Genomic DNA, 17,792 nt, shown 5'->3' on the forward strand with positions numbered 1-17,792 from the left:
GTGCTGTCACAGGGATCCAGCATCCGTGCGTGGGTACGGCGGGAAATGTGGTCCACATCGGCCGCGGCGATCACGAACACCGACGAGCAGATCAAGACGATTGAGCAGGCCTACGAGATGCTGGAAGGCTATAGCTACGAGCTGGAGGCGCTGGAGGTGAAGGCGCACGCGGCGGAGTAGGGTGGCATCGACTCAAGACAATCTGACGCCGCCCAACACCTGTGCCGGGAACCACCAGTTCCCGGCCAATGTGCTTCACGTCACGACTGCATGGCGTTTGCGGCCAAAGGAGAGCTGTAAGGGAAGGGTGTTGGCCTTTATGATCGCCTCGATATCCTCCACGACATCGCCATCGATGCGAATGCCGCGACCGGCGATTGCCCGCCGCGCCTCGCTCTTCGAGGACGCCATTCCGGTCCGCACCAGCAACTCCACGAGGCTGACGCCATTCGCGCGTTCTTCGTCGCTTAGCCTCACAGTCGGAAGCCCCTCGGCGGCTTCTCCCGCGCCAAAAGCCTGCCGCGCCGTCGCCTGCGCCTGCCGTGCTGCGTCGGCTCCGTGCACCAGGGCCGTTGCCTCATTGGCGAGGCGTTCCTTCACCGCATTCAGCGCCGCGCCCTCGGCGCGACCGAGGCTTTCGATCTCGTCGAGCGGAAGATCGGTGAAGAGTTTCAGGAAGCGCACCGCATCGGCATCCTCGGTGTTGCGCCAGAACTGCCAGTAATCGTAGGGCGACAGCCGATCCTCATTCACCCAGATGGCGCCGGCCGCCGTCTTGCCCATCTTGGCGCCCGAGGCGGTGGTCAGCAGCGGCGTGGTCATGCCGAAAACCTCCGCGCCCTCGATGCGCCGCACCAGATCGACGCCATTGACGATGTTGCCCCATTGGTCGCCGCCACCGAGTTGCAGCCGGCAGCCGGTGCGGCGAAACAGTTCGAGGTAATCGACCGCCTGGAGGATCATGTAGTTGAATTCGAGGAAGCTCAGGTTCTCCTGCTGCTCCAGCCGCGTCTTGACGCTGTCGAAGGAGAGCATGCGGTTGACGGAGAAATGCTTGCCGACGTCCCTCAGCATGTCGATCCAGGCCATCCGGTCCAGCCAGTCGGCATTGTTGACCATCAGCGCATCGGTCGGCCCGTCGCCAAAAATCAGCAGCCGCTCGAACACCTTCCTGATCCCTGCGACATTGGCTGATATCTCGCCCTCCGACAGCATCGGCCGCGCCGCCGAGCGGAAACTCGGATCGCCGATGCGCGTGGTGCCGCCGCCGATCAGCACGATCGGCTTGTGGCCCGCCTGCTGTAGCCGCCGAAGCGCCATGATCGGCATGAGATGGCCGACATGCAGACTGTCTGCCGTCGCGTCGAAGCCGGCATAAACAGGGACGATCCCGGCCGCAAAGGCGCGATCGACGCCCGCAAGGTAGGTCACCTGATTGACATAACCGCGCTCGACCAGCGTCCGGGTGATCGCCGAACGCGGCTCAATGGCGCTGGTGGGGTTGTCTGCCTGTGTCATTGACGCTCTCCATGGCATTGCCGCCAGGGAGCACTGAACAAAACAAAGCCGCCTGACGGCGGCTTGTTTCAAGGCATGATCGAAACGCGCCGCTCCCTATGGAGACGTCGCATAATAGATGGCAGCGATGAGCGCGGTTTTGATCATGTGGTGGTTGTAGCGGGGAATGGGGGGGGCGGCAAGGGGCAACAACCGTTGATGGCTCCGGCCTGCCGACTGTGCTCGAAATTATAATTATAGAGAAGTGGTTGGCTCGGTAACTCGAGCCAACTTCCGCGCGTATTCCATCCAATGTGTTGTGGCAGTTATGTGTTTATTTAGTGTCGGCCAGATATTACTTTGCAAGTCCGGCAACGTAGAATTGTTATCTGTTTATTTCGGGATGTGTGACATGGTTAAGGCGGCTCCGAAGGCCAAAGTGGTAAGCAATATTGCAGATGTATCTTCATCCCCAGCGTCTGAGGAAATGATTAGCTTGGACCAACGGCGAACGCAGGAATTGGTGTTTGCTATGGTTGCTCCGATCGGATCCGGAGCAACTACCGTCGCAAACATCATACGCAGTAAACTTGAAGGAAATTTCGGGTACGAAACTAATGTTATAAAAGTTAGTGAAATTATAAACTCGAGAGCGAAGGCGCTCGGTGAAGATGTAGTCGAAGACAAAGATCTTAATAGGGTGGAGAAGCTCCAGGAGCTTGGGAATAGGCTTAGGGAGAAACATTCAAATGACGTTCTTGCTGTTCTGAGCATAGATAAGATCAATAATTCCCGAAAGGATGCCGAGAACGGAGAGGATAGACGTTTTTGTACAATAATAGATTCTCTCAAGAATCCAGAAGAAGTTGCGGTTCTGAGAAAGGTTTACGGGGATTTGTTTTGGCTAATCGGTGTATTCGCTCCCGAAGATAAACGAATATCTAGGCTTGAGAGTGCTTCTCCAAACTCTGTTTATTTATCTAAAATTAAAGATGCCGATTATGACGAGGGAGTCGATTTCGGTCAGTCCGTTCGCAAAACAATGAATTACGCTGATATATTTTTTCGAAATGATGCCGACAATACAGACGCGATTGAAAAGTCAGTCGACCGTTTCTTGAGTCTTATATTTGGCGTTGGCGTTCAAACTCCAACTCGTGATGAGCATGCGATGCAGGCCGCTTCGGGCGTATCGCTGAACTCTGCGTGTCTTTCCCGTCAAGTGGGTGCCGTAATCGTATCGAAAGCCGGTGAAGTCATAGGTCAAGGTGCCAACGATGTGCCGAAATTTAGAGGCGGCACATACAACGTTGATGATGGCACTGGCGACAACAGATGCTACAAATGGAAAGCCTGTCAGTGTTGGAATGATCACTACAAGGAAAGACTGTTTGCCCAAATTAGTTCGAAAGTTGGGACTGGAACTGCGTCGTCAGATCTGAGGCAGAGCCTTCGCAGCACTGATGTGAAGAATCTAATTGAGTTTTCGCGGGCCGTTCACGCCGAAATGGAAGCGATAATTTCTGTTGCGCGCCAGGGCAATGCGGGGCTTGTAGGAGCGAAGCTCTTCACGACGACTTTCCCATGTCATAGCTGCGCACGCCACATTGTCGCAAGCGGTATTGAGACGGTCGTTTACATTGAGCCTTATCCCAAAAGTTTGGCATTGACGCTTCATTCCGATGCTATAACTACGAACCCGCAAGAGAGCGGGAAGGTTGCATTCCTCCAGTATGAGGGAGTTTCACCTTCTAGCTTTGCTCGCGTGTTCGGTCCAAAATTCGAACGTAAAGAATCGGGCAAGGTAACAAATGTTATTGCTAAGCTAGCGCGGCCGCTCGCGTCGCCACCATTAGATTCGCTGGTTAGCCGTGAGCAGATTGTTCTCGCTCCGGTGTTGGAAAAGGAGGGGATATGAAAACGAAAACAGAAAGACAGTTGAACCTTTTGCTTCCTATATCCAGCGCTCGGGGTAAGCATAGCGTTGAATCGAGAAGTTCAAATTCTAGCGCGTTGAGTGGTTCTTTATCTGACAAGAGATACCTGAAAATCAAAGAATCACTCAAAAATAAAGGGCTGCTGAAGCCTAGATAAATCTAAATTTGTTAGTGGCTTACGCGCGTCACCCTGACGATATTATGGTCATTCCGTGCAACATAATTGTCTGATGCGTGCACGCCTGCTGTTGGTTGGTGGGATTACTCTGTCTCAGCTTGTCGTTCGACTGCTCCTCTGCTGCGTGGCCGGCTACCGACTTTTCGGTGCGGCCGACGGTCATGTCGTCCAGGGTGTTCTTTCGTAACAATGGACGGTCCGAGCGGGCGGGGGTGGCGACGTCGCGGCCTTCGCCGAGGTCGGGCTTGCGGAACAGCGGGCGTTCGGTGTCGGTGCCCGGGCCCATGTCGTCGAGAGATGATTTCTGGAGGTAGCCCTCGGATGATCTCCCCCCTTGTGGGGGAGATGCCCCGATAGGGGCAGAGGGGGGTATCTTGGCGGCGGTAGAGGGCTTACCCCCCTCTGTCCTGCCGGACATCTCCCCCACAAGGGGGGAGATCGCGCTGGGCTCGCCCTTGCCGGTCCGCTTGCACTTGGACATCATTGCTGGCTGCCAGATGAAAGCCGCTACTGCATGTTGCCTTTAAGCCGATTAAAGGACAAAACTTGCAGCAGTTCAAAGCGACCTTTGCCCGTCTGATAAGACGCACAGCGCTGTAGGCTTTGCGGTGAGCCGTCAGGTTGGGGCCCGGTATGAACGCCATAGAGCGATTTGTTGAGCGGGTTTCAAAAGTAAGGTTTGAGAATTGCTTCAATCCTTATGCCGATACTTGTCCTGTTCATGACCAGCAATCGGCGCCCGGCATACGGAGGAGTAATCTTACGCAGATCCTCCTCGCCCTCGCTGCGGCGCCTTCGGTGGACGTTTGGGTCGGTCGGGACTTGGGTTACAAAGGTGGCCGCCGGACGGGGATTGCCTTAACCGACGAATATTGCCTCGATACTTACGCTTCCCATCTGAAGCTGAAATCACTTCGCCGAGCCACCACCCGCTGTGAGGGAGCGAACGGCATCGAACATCTTTCGCCTATTGGATAGAGCCGATGTGCCGATCATGACCTGGAATGTCTTTCCGTTGCATCCCCATTCTGGCGAGGATCCGCTTAGCAACCGTCATCACACGAGAGAAGAAGCTGAGGTTGGATTTACGTTCTTGCAGGAACTCTGCGTCTTGCTTGAGCCGCGGCGGATCGTGGCCATTGGCGACGACGCGGCCAAATGGACTCGCAAAATATCGTCCGAGACCATCCACGTTCGGCATCCAAGTTTTGGCGGCCAAGCGGAGTTTTTAGAGCAGATGCGTTTGCTCTACCCGATAGGGGGACTGAAAGGACGGCAGGCGCAGCGGCGTTAGGGCGACGATCACCGCCCCGGCCGCCCCGTCTTGCCTTTCGTTCGGCCCTTCTGCCGCTTTTCCTCCGCCGGGTCCTCATAGGAGCCGATGCCCGGCTTGGCGCGGGTGAGGATCGGTTTTTCCGGGACGTGGCCGGTCACCGGCTTTTCGGTGCGGCCGACGGTCATTTCGTCCAGGGTGTTCTTGCGGAATAGCGACTGGTCGGACTTGCGGCCCGCGGGTGTGGCGACGTCGCGGCCCATTTCGTCGAGGTCGGGCTTGCGGAACAGCGGGCGCTCGGTGTCGGTGCCCGGGCCCATGTCGTCGAGCGAGGGTTTCTGGAAATAGCCCTCGGATGATCTCCCCCCTTGTGGGGGAGATGCCCCGATAGGGGCAGAGGGGGGTATCTTGCCGGAGGAGGAGGGCTTACCCCCCTCTGTCCTGCCGGACATCTCCCCCACAAGGGGGGAGATCGACCCGGACGAACCCTTACCGGACCGCTTGCCACCCTCGATAGCCTTTGCCTCTTCCCGCGCCATCGGGTCGTCCATCGCAGCCAGTTCGGCGGCCTTGAGGCGTTTGATCTCGTCGCGCAGGCGCGCGGCCTTTTCGAAGTCGAGGTCGGCAGCGGCGTCGCGCATCTGTTTTTCCAGCGCGTTGAGATGCGCCTGCAGGTTGTTGCCGACGAGGTGGCCGCCATCGGCGAAACCCTTGCCGGCGATACCGGAAATGTCGGCGCGCACGTGGTCCTTCTCGTAGACCGAGTCGAGGATGTCGGAGATCTTCGCCTTTACCGATTCCGGGGTGATGCCGTTGGCTTCGTTATAGGCCATCTGCTTCTCGCGGCGGCGGCCGGTTTCCTCCATCGCCCGCTGCATCGAGCCGGTGATGGTGTCGGCATAGAGGATGACCTTGCCGTCGACGTTACGGGCGGCGCGGCCGATGGTCTGAATCAGCGAGGTCTCGGAGCGGAGGAAGCCTTCCTTGTCGGCGTCGAGAATGGCGACGAAGCCGCATTCGGGAATGTCGAGGCCTTCGCGCAGGAGGTTGATGCCGACGAGCACGTCGAAGGCGCCGAGGCGCAGGTCGCGGATGATCTCGATGCGCTCCAGCGTGTCGATATCGGAGTGCATGTAGCGCACGCGAATGCCCTGTTCGTGCAGGTATTCGGTGAGGTCTTCGGCCATGCGCTTGGTGAGCACGGTGACGAGCGTGCGGTAGCCGGCAGCGGCCGTCTCGCGGATCTCGCCGAGCACGTCGTCGACCTGGGTCTTGGCCGAGCGCACCTCGACCGGCGGGTCGATAAGGCCGGTCGGGCGGATGACCTGTTCGGCGAAGACGCCGCCGGCCTGTTCCATCTCCCAGGCGCCCGGTGTCGCCGAAACGGCGATCGTGTCCGGGCGCATGGCGTCCCATTCCTCGAAGCGCAGCGGCCGGTTGTCCATGCAGGAGGGCAGGCGGAAGCCGTATTCGGCCAGTGTCGCCTTGCGGCGGAAGTCGCCGCGATACATGCCGCCGATCTGCGGAATGGTGACGTGGCTCTCGTCGATGAAGATCAGCGCGTTGTCGGGGATATATTCAAACAGCGTCGGCGGCGGTTCGCCCGGGCGGCGGCCGGTGAGATAGCGCGAATAGTTCTCGATGCCCTGGCAGGAGCCGGTGGCTTCCAGCATCTCGACATCGTAGCGGGTGCGCTGTTCCAGCCGCTGCGCTTCCAAGAGGCGCCCGGCCTTTTCCAGCTCGGCCAGGCGATGCGCCAGCTCTTCCTTGATCGCCTTGATGGCGCCGTTCAGCGTCGGGCGCGGCGTTACATAGTGCGAGTTGGCGTAGATCTTCACCGACTTCAGGTCGCCGGTCTTCTGGCCGGTCAGCGGGTCGAACTCGGTGATCGCGTCGATCTCGTCGCCGAACATGGAGATGCGCCAGGCGGCATCCTCCAGGTGGGCCGGGAAGATCTCGATGGTGTCGCCGCGGACGCGGAAGGAACCGCGCTGGAAATCCATGTCGCGGCGCTTGTACTGCTGCGCCACGAGGTCGGCGAGCAATTGCCGCTGGTCGAGCCGGTCGCCGACATTCATCTGGAAGGTCATGGCGGTATAGGTCTCGACCGAGCCGATACCGTAGATGCAGGAGACCGAGGCGACGATCACCACGTCGTCGCGTTCGAGGAGCGAACGCGTCGCCGAGTGGCGCATGCGGTCGATCTGCTCGTTGATCGAGGATTCCTTCTCGATATAGGTGTCCGAGCGCGGCACATAGGCTTCCGGCTGGTAATAGTCGTAGTAGGAGACGAAATACTCGACGGCATTGTTCGGGAAGAAGTTCTTGAACTCGGAATAGAGTTGCGCGGCCAGCGTCTTGTTCGGCGCCAGGATGACCGCCGGGCGCTGCGTCGCCTCGATCACCTTGGCCATGGTGAAGGTCTTGCCGGAGCCGGTGACGCCGAGCAGCACCTGATTGCGCTCACCCGAGGACAGGCCCTCGACCAGATCGGCGATCGCCGTCGGCTGGTCGCCGGAGGGCTGGTAGTCCGTCACCATCGTCAGCGGCACGCCGCCTTCGGATTTTTCCGGCCGGGCGGGCCGGTGCGGCGTCCAGAGCTTGCCGTCCTTGAACAGCGGATTGCCGCTCTCGATCAGCGCCGCCAGTGCTTCCACCGTGGCGGTGACGCCGGAGGTGGAGGTCAGCTTGTCGGCGTCCTCCAGCGACACGTCGAGGCCGGCGACCGGATTGAGGCCGGCGGCGGCGCGCGTCTTCGGGTCGGTCGAGCCGCCCATCGAGGTGCCGCGCGAGGTCCTTCCGCTCGCGCTGCCGGCGCTCTGCGCCTTTGCTCCGTGGGGGCCTCGCGTCAGCTCGGACACCCGTTCGGGCTTGCGGCCTTCGGCCGACTTGTCTTCGCTCCGGGCCGCCTTCGAGGCGGCGATTTCCACTGTCTTGCGGTGCTTGCCGGCCTTGGAGGCGATCTCGCGCTGGCTTTCGAAGGCGGAGGCTTCCGCCTCGGCCTCGAGCTGCTTCACCCAGTCGGAGACGTTGCCGCTGAGCGGCGTGCCTGACAGCGGCGCCTGCGGCGCTTCCTCGAAACCGGACGGAGTGGAGGGTTTCGGCGGGGCATTTTTCGGAGTTTTGGTCATGCCGGGGAATATGGCGAGAGTCCGCCGGAAAGAAAAGGGGAGAATGAGTACAAAACAGCAACGTTCGTGCCTCTGCGGTTACGAGATGGTGGGCGAGAGGCAGAGGCGGGGCGTCGAGTTCGCAGGCAGGTCGGTGTCCAGTTCGCGGCGGCGATCGATCGAACTGGCGGTGGCACGGGGTCGCCCATGGCTTGCAAGCGTTCAACCGCTGCGCGCGCCGGCACAACTCTTACAGTTGTGGCGTGCCGTTACGTTACCCCGATTGGGCGACAAGCATAAATCCCCATAATGTGATAACAATAACGCTTTGGAGGGTGCCATGTTCTGCCTGCGTGGTGCCGCACTCATCGCGTTTTGCGCCGTGACCTACAATCCGACCATCGCTGCCGAACCCGTCGGCCAGGCGGTGCAGATCCGGACGGCGGTCAACGGCGCGCGTGGTCCGATCGCGGTCAAGGACCCGGTCTACAAGGACGAACGGATTTCGACGTCGAAGTCCGGTCTCGGCCAATTCGTCTTCCAGGATGGCACCAAGCTTGCGGTCGGCTGGGGCTCGTCGGTGGTCATCGACAAGTTCGTCTACGATGACGCCAAGTCGGTGAAGAAGCTGACGATCATGGCCGCCAAGGGCACGTTCCGCTGGATCAGCGGCAAGTCCGGGCACTCGGCCTATGAAATCGTCACGCCGGCCGGGACGATCGGTGTGCGCGGCACCGCCTTCGATTTTTATGTCGGCCGCGACGGCACCACCGCCGTCGTGCTTTTGAGCGGTGCTGCCAATTTCTGCGGCGCCGGCGGCTGCCGGCAATTGACGCAGCGCTGCGACTGCATCGTCGCCAAGCCGGGCGGCGGCATCAGCGATCCGAAAAGAGTCAGTCGCAATACATTGAAATCACTGGGCAATGCACAAGCGCTGCCTTTCCTCTCCGGTGGGCAACGACTGTCCGGAGCGCTGGGCTGGGCGGGGGGCGGCTGCAGCCTTGCGGCAGCGATCCAGGAGGACCTCGAACGCCAGCCGCTGACTGTGAAACCCCCCGCCGTCGAGCAAGAAAAGCCGCGCGAGGAAAAACCGAAGCCCGAGGAGAAGCCGCACAAGCCGGAGGAAAAACCTCCCGTGCAGGAAGAAGGCTACCGCAATCGCCACTGGGAGATGAAACATCCGGATATCCGCGGCGAGGATGCCAACCACAAGGATGTGCTCGAACACGCCAACGACCATCAGAACAAGGGGCATCAGAAGGCGCGCAGTCATCACAACGACTGACGAACGGCAGGCCGCCGGGCGCTTGGTCCTGTCCGCACGCCGCCGCTTGCCTCCAATGGCCACGACCGGGCAAGCGGCCATGACGACCTAACTCTTACGGTTGTGACGGGCCGCACCGTTATCCGATTGGGCGACAAGACATAAATCCCGGTCACATGATAACAATAGCGCTTTGGAGGGTGCCATGTTCTGCCTGCGTGGTGCCGCACTCATCGCGTTTTGCGCCATGACCTACAATCCGACCATCGCCGCCGAACCCGTCGGCCAGGCGGTGCAGATCCGGACGGCGGTCAACGGCGCGCGTGGTCCGATCGCGGTCAAGGACCCGGTCTACAAGGACGAACGGATTTCGACGTCGAAGTCCGGTCTTGGCCAATTCGTCTTCCAGGATGGCACCAAGCTTGCGGTCGGCTGGGGCTCGTCGGTGGTCATCGACAAGTTCGTCTATGACGACGCCAAGTCGGTGAAGAAGCTGACGATCATGGCCGCCAAGGGCACGTTCCGCTGGATCAGCGGCAAGTCCGGGCACTCGGCCTATGAAATCGTCACGCCGGCCGGGACGATCGGCGTGCGCGGTACCGCCTTCGATTTTTATGTCGGCCGCGACGGCACCACCGCCGTCGTGCTTTTGAGCGGTGCTGCCAATTTCTGCGGCGCCGGCGGCTGCCGGCAATTGACGCAGCGCTGCGACTGCGTCGTCGCCAAGCCGGGCGGCGGCATCAGCGATCCGAAAAGAGTCAGTCGCAATACATTGAAATCACTGGGCAATGCACAAGCGCTGCCTTTCCTCTCCGGTGGGCAACGACTGTCCGGAGCGCTGGGCTGGGCGGGGGGCGGCTGCAGCCTCGCGGCGGCGATCCAGGAGGACCTCGAACGCCAGCCGCTCACTGTGAAGCCCCCCGCCGTCGAGCAAGAAAAGCCGCGTAAACCGTGGATACCCGGGAAGCAGCGCCAGGAACAGAGGCAGCGTCAGGAACAGAGCGGACAGGGTCAACGGCAGCGGCAGGAGCAGCGCCAGGAACAGGAGCAAGGGCAGGGCAGCCAGCGGCAGTCCCAGTCGCAGCGGCAGGAGCAGGAGCAAGGACACGGCCAGGGCACGCAGCGCCAGGAACAGCGACAGGAACAATCGCAGCAGGGCGGTGGAACGCAGCATCAGGAACAGAGCCAGAGCCAAAGCCAAAGCCAAAGCCAGAACTAGGGTGCCGGCAGCGCATGCGCCGCTGACTGGCTCGGCATTCATCGCAACGACCGGCGAGAAGCCGGAAACGGCCCTCGGCGCCCAGGGAGCGGCAACGGCTAAACGACGATAAATCAAAGATTTGCCGGGATATCTGAGAGTCTGAGTCGAGGTCACTTGGATCGGATGGAAACCATTCGCGGCGCCGTGCCGTCGCTCACTCCGCCGGGCGCTTGGCGTCTTCGGCCGGCGTTTCGGCGAAATGCTCCGATCGGCGCGAGATCCGGGTGTAGAAGCCGACCAGGCCCGGTGCCAGGGCGGCAGACTTCAGCTTTGCTGCATTGATGATGCTGCGGCTTGAGGTTGCGCGCGTTCGCAGGACCGTGACGAGCCGCTCGTGCAGGAGCCGCAATTCCACGAAGGCGGGCGAGGCGGCAAGGCTTTTGTCTCCGGCCACCGCGAAGAGCCGGGTGCGTGTCGTCTTTCCCTTGAGGCCCAGGCTTCCCGCATCCAGCAGCGCGCAATCCGGCAAGGCTTCGGCGGTCGCTTCCGATACGAGCACATCGAAATTGACATCCTTGCAGGCCGCTTCGATGCGGGCGGCAATGTTGACGGTGTCGCCGACCGCCGAATAGTTGAAGCGGGTTTCGGCACCCATGTTGCCGACGCAGGCGAGGCCCGTATGGATGCCGATGCCGATGCGGACATCGTGGCCGGCGCCGAATCCGAAGGCGTCTTCGGCATTCAGCCGGGCCAGGGTTTCGCGCATGCCGAGAGCAGCGCGCAGCGCCTTTTGCGGATGGTCGACGACGTCGACCGGCGCATTCCAGAAGGCCATGATGGAATCGCCGATGAACTTGTCGAGCGTGCCTTCGTTGGCGAGCACATGGCGGCTGAGCGCGTCGAGCAGCGTGTTGAGGAAGGTGACGACCTCGGTCGGCGTCATGCGTTCGCTCATCGCGGTGAAGCTGCGCACGTCGACGAACATCACCGTCAGCTCGCGGTCGTCGCCGCCGAGGCTCAGCGCGTTGCGCGTGTGCTCGATGCGATAGAGCAGCGAGGGCGACAGATAGCGCCCGAAGGCCTGGCGGACCTCGCGCCGCTCGCGATCCGTCACCAGGAAGCGATAGGCGGTGGCGGAAAAATGGGTGATCGAGGCGGCGAGGATCGGCGCCAGCGGATCGAAGAGCAGCCCGCCATAGTAGAAGGCCAGCCAGGAAGCCGCGAGCGCCAGCGCCGTGACCGCAAGGCCGCAGACGAGCGCCACCACGGGGCTGACGAACGTGGTGAGCAGCACGAGCAACGTCCCGGCCAGAGCGATCGAGAGGATTTCGAGCCCGTTGGCCCAATCGGGCCGCGAGAGATAGCGGCCGGAGAGGATCTGCTCGACGATCTGGGCGTGGATGGAGACGCCGGGCACGTTCTGGCCGAGCGCCGTGGTGCGCACGTCCTGCAGCCCGGCAGCCGACGTGCCGATGAAGACGATGCTGCCTTCGATGGCCGCGCGAACGTCCGGCGACGACGCGTCGCCCGTGAGGACCCGCCGGGCGGAGATGTAGCGCTCCGTCGTATCCGGCGTGACGTAGAGCCAGAGTTCGCCGGTCGAGGTGAGCGGCACGACGAAATCGCCGATCTTGACGGCGGTAAGGGTGTTGGCGACGTTGGGCGCTGCGGCGAGCACATAGGTCGAGGCGCCCTGCGCCACCCGCAGCGCTTCCAGGGCGAGGCTCGGATAGAACTGCTGCCCGTCGCTCAGGAACAGCGGCGCAGCGCGCACCACCGCGGAGGAGGAGCCGGGATTGAGGCTGATATGGCCGAGGCCGGCAGCGTTGGCTTCGAGCTGGGGCCTCAGCGGCGTGGCGGCATGCAGGCGCGGCGGCGCCTCGGCGGCACTTTCGCCGGTGAAGGCGAAGCCGGCCTTGACCGGCGGCAGGTAGCTGCCCTCGTTGGTGAGGCCGAAGCCGAGCACGACCGGCTTGTCGAGGATCGCCCGGGCGAAGATCTCGTCATTGTCGGGCAGGGTCGCGACGAAGGATGGATCGACGCCGCCGACGTCCCGCACGACCGTGCGCGGCGACAGGCGGTCGGGCTCGGCGAAGAGCACGTCGAAGGCGATCGCCGCGGCGCCCATCTCGGTCAGCCGGTCCGTCAGTTTGGCAATCCGGTCGCGCGGCCAGGGCCATTGGCCGAACGCGCGCAGCGAAGCCTCGTCGATGTCGATCACCCTGACCGGCATCGCCTCGAAGCTGCGCGGTGCGATGCGCTGGTATTCGTCGAAGGTGACATCGCGTGCCTGGCGAAGAAGCTGCGGATCGTTGGCACGCAGCACCGTGAAGACTGCCACCACCGCAAGGCCGATGAGAACGCCGAACAGTTGGGCTCGTGTCATGGCGGCCTACGGGACGATGGGCAGGCCCGCCTTGACGAGCCCATCGTTGAAATGTGCGTGGTCGGCGGGATCGGCATAAGCGGTGAAGAAGCGCCAGTAGCGCGGCACGTCGCTCGGCGCGTTGGCGATCACTTCGGGAAAGAGTTTGCGAGCCTCCTCGATACGGCCCAGTTGGCCGAGGCAGGTGATCACCACGACCAGGTTGAAATAGGTGCGGCGCAGCAGCAGCGCCCGTTCGGCGTGGCGCAGCGCTTCGTCATAGTTGCCGAGATGGTAGTGGGCGAGCGCGATGCGGCTGAAAAAGAGATAGGTCAGCGGGTCGTGGGGGCTGAGCCTGAGCGCTGTATGCAACGGCTCGAGCGCCTCCGTAAAGCGGCCGACATAGATGCGTGCCCAGCCGAGCGCCATGTGGGCGAGGGCAAAATTGGGGTTGAGATCGATCGCCTGTTGCGCTTCCGCGACCGCGGCATGCGGCCGCTGGGCGGCGAAGTTGGCCAGGCACATGACATAGTGGCAATAGGGATCGTGATCTTCCAGCACGACGGCACGCGCGGCTTCCGCCTGCATCTCGGCGCTGTCGCGGTCGATATCGTCGCTGAAGCCGAAATAGCAACGCGCGAAGAGCGAGCGGGCGAGCATCATATGGGCCCGGCCGAAATCGGGATCCAGCGCGATCGCGCGCCGTTGCCACTCGACGGCCTCGTTGAAATGCGCAGCGGAGTCCTGCGCATTGTGCAGCAACGTGCCGCGCATATGGCATTCATAGGCGTCGAGATTGTCGCTGCCGCGTAAGAGGGCGCGGCGGTTTTCGCCGATCAGGATCTCCGGCTCGATCGCCGCGACGACATGTTGGGTGATCTCGTCCTGGATGGCGAAGAGGTCGGCGAATTCGCGCTCGTAGCGCTGTGCCCAGAGATGGATGCCGGTTTCGGCCTCGATCAACTGTCCGGTGACGCGGACGCGCGAGCCTGCACGGCGCACGCTGCCTTCGACGATGTAGCGCACGCCGAGATCGCGGCCGATCTGTTTGACGTCGACGGCGCGACCTTTGTAGGCGAAGGAGGAATTGCGGGCGATGACGAAGAACCAGCGGTAGAGCGAAAGCGCGGTGATGATGTCCTCGGTCAGACCGTCGGCGAAGAAGTCCTGCTCGGGATCACCGGACATGTTGACGAAGGGCAGCACGGCGATCGATGGCTTGTCGGGCAGGGCAAGCGGCATGCCGGACAGATCCGGTTTCATGGGATCCTCGTGCCAGTCGACGCGGTGCACCAGCACCGGGCGCGGCATGTTCTTCAGCGCGCGATCGCCAAGCCGGTGCACGGGAAACTCCAGCTTGCCGACGATCTGCTCGTGCAGCGCACCGGAGATGCAGATTTCGGCCGGCTGCGCGACCTGCTGCAGGCGAGCCGCCACGTTGACGCCGTCGCCGAGCAGGTTACCGCCGTCAACCACCACGTCGCCGAGATTGAGGCCAATGCGGAACTGCATGCGCCGTTCCGGCGCGAGATCGGCGTTTCGCCGCTCCAGATTGCGCTGGATCGCAACCGCCGCCCGGACCGCCTGCACAGCGCTCTGGAATTCGGCGACCAGGCTGTCGCCGGCCGCGCCGAAGATGCGTCCCCCGTGCTCGTTCACGAGGCTCGAGATCGTCGCGCTGTAGGTGGCAAGCGTTGCGAGCGCGCCTTCCTCGTCGGCCGCGACAAGGCGACTGTAGCCAGCGACGTCGGCAGCAAGGATCACGGCAAGCTTCCGTTCCAAGAGGGCAGCCCCTCCCACGGCATCTGGTCAGAAGGAAGATGAGCGTAACTTAAATTAGAAAAGCCGAGAAGTATAAATCACCCCGATTTGTGTCCATTGCTGGGCCGGAGGCGCAAAAAACAGCCCATGGGGACTCTGCTGCAGATTGTGTCCGGCGGCGACTCAGAGCGCTGCGATTGTGCAAGATTCGCATTTCAGCAACCGTGACGGCTGCCTTGCGGGCATCGCGCGGGCGGCCGCCACGATCGTCGCGTTGGCCCAGGCCTCCCTGGCCGGCGCCGCCGATCGTATCCGCAACGGACCGCGGCCGCTGTCGAGCCGGCAGCAGCACTTCGGGCGGCGATCTATGCCAACGCCGACTGGCGATATCACCTTAACCGGCTAGGGATTTGCGGAAATCTGGGAGCGCCGCAGCGATCCTCGCGCGTCTCTTGGGACGGACTGCGCTATAGCATGTCGGCATCATGACCCTGATTCGACCGACCCGCGAAGGCGACACCGCCCTTCTTCCCGACATAGAGCGATCCTCCGGTGAGCTGTTCCGGACGATCTCCGACCTTGCCTGGATTGCCGACGACGATGTGCAGTCGGCCGAGGCGCATCGTGAATTCCTGCGCACCGGGCTTTCTGTCGTGGCGGTCGATGCCGATGACCGGCCGATCGCCTTTCTATGCGCCGGCATTGCCGGAGATGCCATGCATATCTGGCAGCTAGCCGTGACCGCCGAGTGCCAGGGGCAGGGGCTCGGACGCAGCTTGATGCTGGCCGCGATCGCGCATGCGCGCGTGGCGGCGCTCGCCGCGGTGACACTGACGACGTTCCGCGATCTTCCCTGGAACGAACTCTTCTACCGCAAGCTCGGTTTCTCGACGCTTGCCGCAGAGGAACTCGATGTCCGGCTCGCGCAGATCCTGGCGAATGAGGCAGCGCACGGCTTGCCGCCGCAGCGGCGTTGCGCCATGCGGCTTGCGCTAGGACATGCGCCGGCGGTCCGGAAAGCCGGGCACTGAAGAGGCCCGTTGGGTGGCTCGTGGCGACGCTACCGCCGGACGGCGACGACCTGGCCGCGCGCGAACTGCGAGACCCTGACGCCGCCGGACTGATTGCCGCCGATCAACTGGGCCGTCGACTTCGAAAGCGCAGACAGGACGCCGACGTGGTAGCCGCGACCGGTTCGCACCACGACGATATCGCCGGCTTGTGCATAGGCGAGCTTGACCGGCGCGCCGAAATGCAGCCACGAGCGGGCAAATCCGAAGCTTTGGGGCGGGGTGCGGCCGGCCTTGCGGGCAACCATGCCCATGAAATGGCCGCACCAGGGAGTGCGTGCCGGATTGATGCCGAGCGCTGCGCGAAGGGTCTTGTTGTTCTTGATCTCGTGCAGGCCTTTGTATTGCTGCGCCTGGGCAAGCATGCCGGCGCTGGCAAGAGTTGGCGAAAGGAGCGCGACATAGGCAGCCGCAAGAAACGCCAGGACCTTCATGGTCAGGTCTCCTTGACAAGTTGCTGGGTGCGAACGGTCGGGGCGGCCTGGCAATCGCCGGCATGGCACCCGGGTGCTCAACTGTTTCCAATGTTCCCTTGGGAAATTTCGGCGGACATGCGCGTGCCCAGCGTCTGATACGCAGCATCGGCGTGTCGGCGAACCGCGCTCAACGCGGAGCCAACTTCACGGCAACCGCCGTTTCGAAGTGTGGTATTCCCCTGCCTGTCCCGTCGGACAGTCGAGCGACATTGCTCATGCGCCAGTACAAAATTGTGGCAAAACCCGTAAAAAATTCGGGCATGGGTTGCTATTTGCCGGAAAAGGTGCCGTTTCGCTGTCGATTCGACACTCTAGCCAGCCAAAACATGCCATTTCGGCAGTCTCTACGGCATGTTTCCTTTGGACGTAACCGATCGAAGGGCATGCGGCAGTTCAAAGTGCTGCAGCGAACTTTGCGCGCCCAACGAGGACCGCGGCGCCGCAGGAAATCGATGTGCCGGCGGAAGGCTTGCGGGACTTGCACCCGCACGGGACGACGGCGCATCGTCGGCGCATGATTCGCAAGCCGAGGTTCTCGATGTCCTTCACCCTGTCTCCGGCCCATCTCTGGCCGATCCTTCTGCTCCTGATTTCCAACGTCTTCATGACCTTCGCCTGGTACGGGCATCTCAAATACACCGCGTCACCGCTCTATACGGCGATCGTGGCAAGCTGGGGTATCGCCTTCTTCGAATATTGCCTGGCGGTGCCGGCCAACCGTATCGGCCAGCAGGTCTATTCGGCGGCGCAGTTGAAGACGATGCAGGAGGTGATCACGCTCCTGGTCTTCGCCGCCTTTTCGGTGTTCTGGCTGAAGGAGTCGATCGGCTGGAACCATCTCGTCGGCTTCGCCCTGATCGCGGCCGGCGCTTCCTTCATCTTCAAGGGGTGACCGGCGCCGGTCATTTAGGCGCCAATCTTTGCGGCGCCCGAATGGTCACAAAAGAAAAAGGCAGGGCACGGGGCCCTGCCTTTTCTATGCGTAGCGGCTGGACCGTTACGGTCCGGCGCTAGACCATCGACGCCACGACCGGCGCCAGATGCGGCCAGACCTCGACGGAGCCGCGATAGATCATGTCGAGCGCGACATAGAGGATGATCGCCAGACCGACATAGGCGATCCAGTGGTAGCGATTGAGCAGCCGGGCAATGAAACCGGCGGCAACGCCCATCATCGCGATCGAAAGAACCAGGCCGACGACGAGGATCGTCGGGTGCTCGCGGGCGGCGCCGGCGACGGCGAGCACGTTGTCAAGCGACATCGACACGTCGGCGACGACGATCTGGATGGCCGCCTGCATGAAAGTCTTCTTCGGCGCTTCGCTGGCTTCACCGCTTTCGCCGGCGGCGTTGGCTGCCTGTTGCTCACGTATTTCGCGCCACATCTTCCAGCAGACCCAGAGCAGCAGGATGCCGCCGGCCAGCAGCAGGCCGATGATTTCGAGGAGTTGCACGGTGACGCTGGCGAGTGCCACGCGCAGCACGGTTGCCGCGATGATGCCGACGAGGATGACCCTCTTGCGCTGCGCGGTCGGCAGCCCGGCCGCAGCAAGGCCGATGACGACGGCGTTGTCGCCGGCGAGAACGAGGTCGATGACGATGACTTGCAGAAGCGCTGCCAGACCGGCAGCGGTAAAGATTTCCATGATGCGACAGTCCC

At 62.2% G+C, this 17,792-nt stretch carries 13 protein-coding genes and 3 pseudogenes; 8 read left to right on the forward strand and 8 right to left on the reverse strand.

Annotation, left to right across the window (positions count from 1 at the left end; translation table 11 throughout):
* Positions 1 to 60 precede the first annotated feature (60 nt).
* Positions 61 to 180 (forward strand): annotated as a pseudogene (locus tag AC0C6X_RS11615) (molecular chaperone DnaJ); the annotation flags it as partial.
* A gap of 75 nt (positions 181 to 255) precedes the next feature.
* Here AC0C6X_RS11615 and tyrS read toward each other — a convergent pair.
* A complete protein-coding gene (gene tyrS, locus AC0C6X_RS11620) occupies positions 256 to 1,518 on the reverse strand; it encodes a tyrosine--tRNA ligase (RefSeq protein WP_472953200.1) in 1,263 nt (420 codons plus the stop codon).
* A 391-nt stretch (positions 1,519 to 1,909) separates the two neighbouring features.
* Between tyrS and AC0C6X_RS11625 the strand changes: the two genes are divergently transcribed.
* Positions 1,910 to 3,415, forward strand: coding sequence for an anti-phage dCTP deaminase (locus AC0C6X_RS11625; RefSeq protein ID WP_472953202.1), 1,506 nt, complete (start codon positions 1,910 to 1,912; stop codon positions 3,413 to 3,415).
* 204 nt (positions 3,416 to 3,619) lie between these two features.
* Here the strand turns inward: AC0C6X_RS11625 and AC0C6X_RS11630 are convergent, their stop codons facing one another.
* Positions 3,620 to 3,898, reverse strand: coding sequence for a hypothetical protein (locus AC0C6X_RS11630; protein WP_472953204.1), 279 nt, complete (start codon positions 3,896 to 3,898; stop codon positions 3,620 to 3,622).
* Positions 3,899 to 4,245: 347 nt separating this feature from the next.
* On the opposite strand from AC0C6X_RS11630, the gene AC0C6X_RS11635 reads away from it, so the two are divergent.
* Positions 4,246 to 4,590 (forward strand): hypothetical protein, encoded by a 345-nt coding sequence (locus AC0C6X_RS11635; RefSeq protein WP_472953205.1) that lies wholly within the window; start codon positions 4,246 to 4,248, stop codon positions 4,588 to 4,590.
* Between the two features lie 7 nt (positions 4,591 to 4,597).
* Positions 4,598 to 4,906, forward strand: coding sequence for a uracil-DNA glycosylase family protein (locus tag AC0C6X_RS11640; RefSeq protein WP_472953208.1), 309 nt, complete (start codon positions 4,598 to 4,600; stop codon positions 4,904 to 4,906).
* A gap of 8 nt (positions 4,907 to 4,914) precedes the next feature.
* Here the strand turns inward: AC0C6X_RS11640 and uvrB are convergent.
* Both uvrB and AC0C6X_RS11650 read right to left on the reverse strand, forming a co-directional pair.
* Positions 4,915 to 7,674: pseudogene (uvrB, locus tag AC0C6X_RS11645) on the reverse strand (excinuclease ABC subunit UvrB); the annotation flags it as partial.
* Between the two features lie 114 nt (positions 7,675 to 7,788).
* Positions 7,789 to 8,016, reverse strand: a pseudogene (locus AC0C6X_RS11650) (hypothetical protein); the annotation flags it as partial.
* Between the two features lie 319 nt (positions 8,017 to 8,335).
* Here AC0C6X_RS11650 and AC0C6X_RS11655 point away from each other — a divergent pair.
* Entirely contained in the window at positions 8,336 to 9,280 is a 945-nt protein-coding gene (locus AC0C6X_RS11655) for a FecR family protein (RefSeq protein ID WP_472953210.1), read from the forward strand.
* A 184-nt stretch (positions 9,281 to 9,464) separates the two neighbouring features.
* Complete coding sequence (locus AC0C6X_RS11660; protein WP_472953213.1) at positions 9,465 to 10,478, forward strand: FecR family protein; 1,014 nt, start codon at positions 9,465 to 9,467, stop codon at positions 10,476 to 10,478.
* 196 nt (positions 10,479 to 10,674) lie between these two features.
* Here the strand turns inward: AC0C6X_RS11660 and AC0C6X_RS11665 are convergent, their stop codons facing one another.
* Together AC0C6X_RS11665 and AC0C6X_RS11670 are read right to left on the reverse strand one after the other, a co-directional pair.
* Positions 10,675 to 12,846, reverse strand: a complete 2,172-nt coding sequence (locus tag AC0C6X_RS11665) for a CHASE2 domain-containing protein (protein WP_472953215.1) — start codon at positions 12,844 to 12,846, stop codon at positions 10,675 to 10,677.
* A 6-nt stretch (positions 12,847 to 12,852) separates the two neighbouring features.
* Complete coding sequence (locus AC0C6X_RS11670; protein ID WP_247960896.1) at positions 12,853 to 14,607, reverse strand: adenylate/guanylate cyclase domain-containing protein; 1,755 nt, start codon at positions 14,605 to 14,607, stop codon at positions 12,853 to 12,855.
* Between the two features lie 464 nt (positions 14,608 to 15,071).
* Between AC0C6X_RS11670 and AC0C6X_RS11675 the strand changes: the two genes are divergently transcribed.
* Positions 15,072 to 15,617: a GNAT family N-acetyltransferase gene (locus tag AC0C6X_RS11675; protein ID WP_173516740.1), complete on the forward strand. Its 546-nt coding sequence runs from the start codon at positions 15,072 to 15,074 to the stop codon at positions 15,615 to 15,617.
* Positions 15,618 to 15,646: 29 nt separating this feature from the next.
* On the opposite strand, the gene AC0C6X_RS11680 is transcribed toward AC0C6X_RS11675, so the two are convergent.
* Positions 15,647 to 16,090, reverse strand: coding sequence for a TIGR02594 family protein (locus AC0C6X_RS11680; RefSeq protein ID WP_247960895.1), 444 nt, complete (start codon positions 16,088 to 16,090; stop codon positions 15,647 to 15,649).
* A 580-nt stretch (positions 16,091 to 16,670) separates the two neighbouring features.
* On the opposite strand from AC0C6X_RS11680, the gene AC0C6X_RS11685 reads away from it, so the two are divergent.
* Positions 16,671 to 17,024, forward strand: coding sequence for a DMT family protein (locus AC0C6X_RS11685; RefSeq protein ID WP_173516738.1), 354 nt, complete (start codon positions 16,671 to 16,673; stop codon positions 17,022 to 17,024).
* Positions 17,025 to 17,142: 118 nt separating this feature from the next.
* On the opposite strand, the gene AC0C6X_RS11690 is transcribed toward AC0C6X_RS11685, so the two are convergent.
* Positions 17,143 to 17,778: a TerC family protein gene (locus AC0C6X_RS11690; protein ID WP_247960894.1), complete on the reverse strand. Its 636-nt coding sequence runs from the start codon at positions 17,776 to 17,778 to the stop codon at positions 17,143 to 17,145.
* Positions 17,779 to 17,792 lie beyond the last annotated feature (14 nt).

It is taken from the genome of Ensifer sp. VA4 (assembly GCF_055710065.1).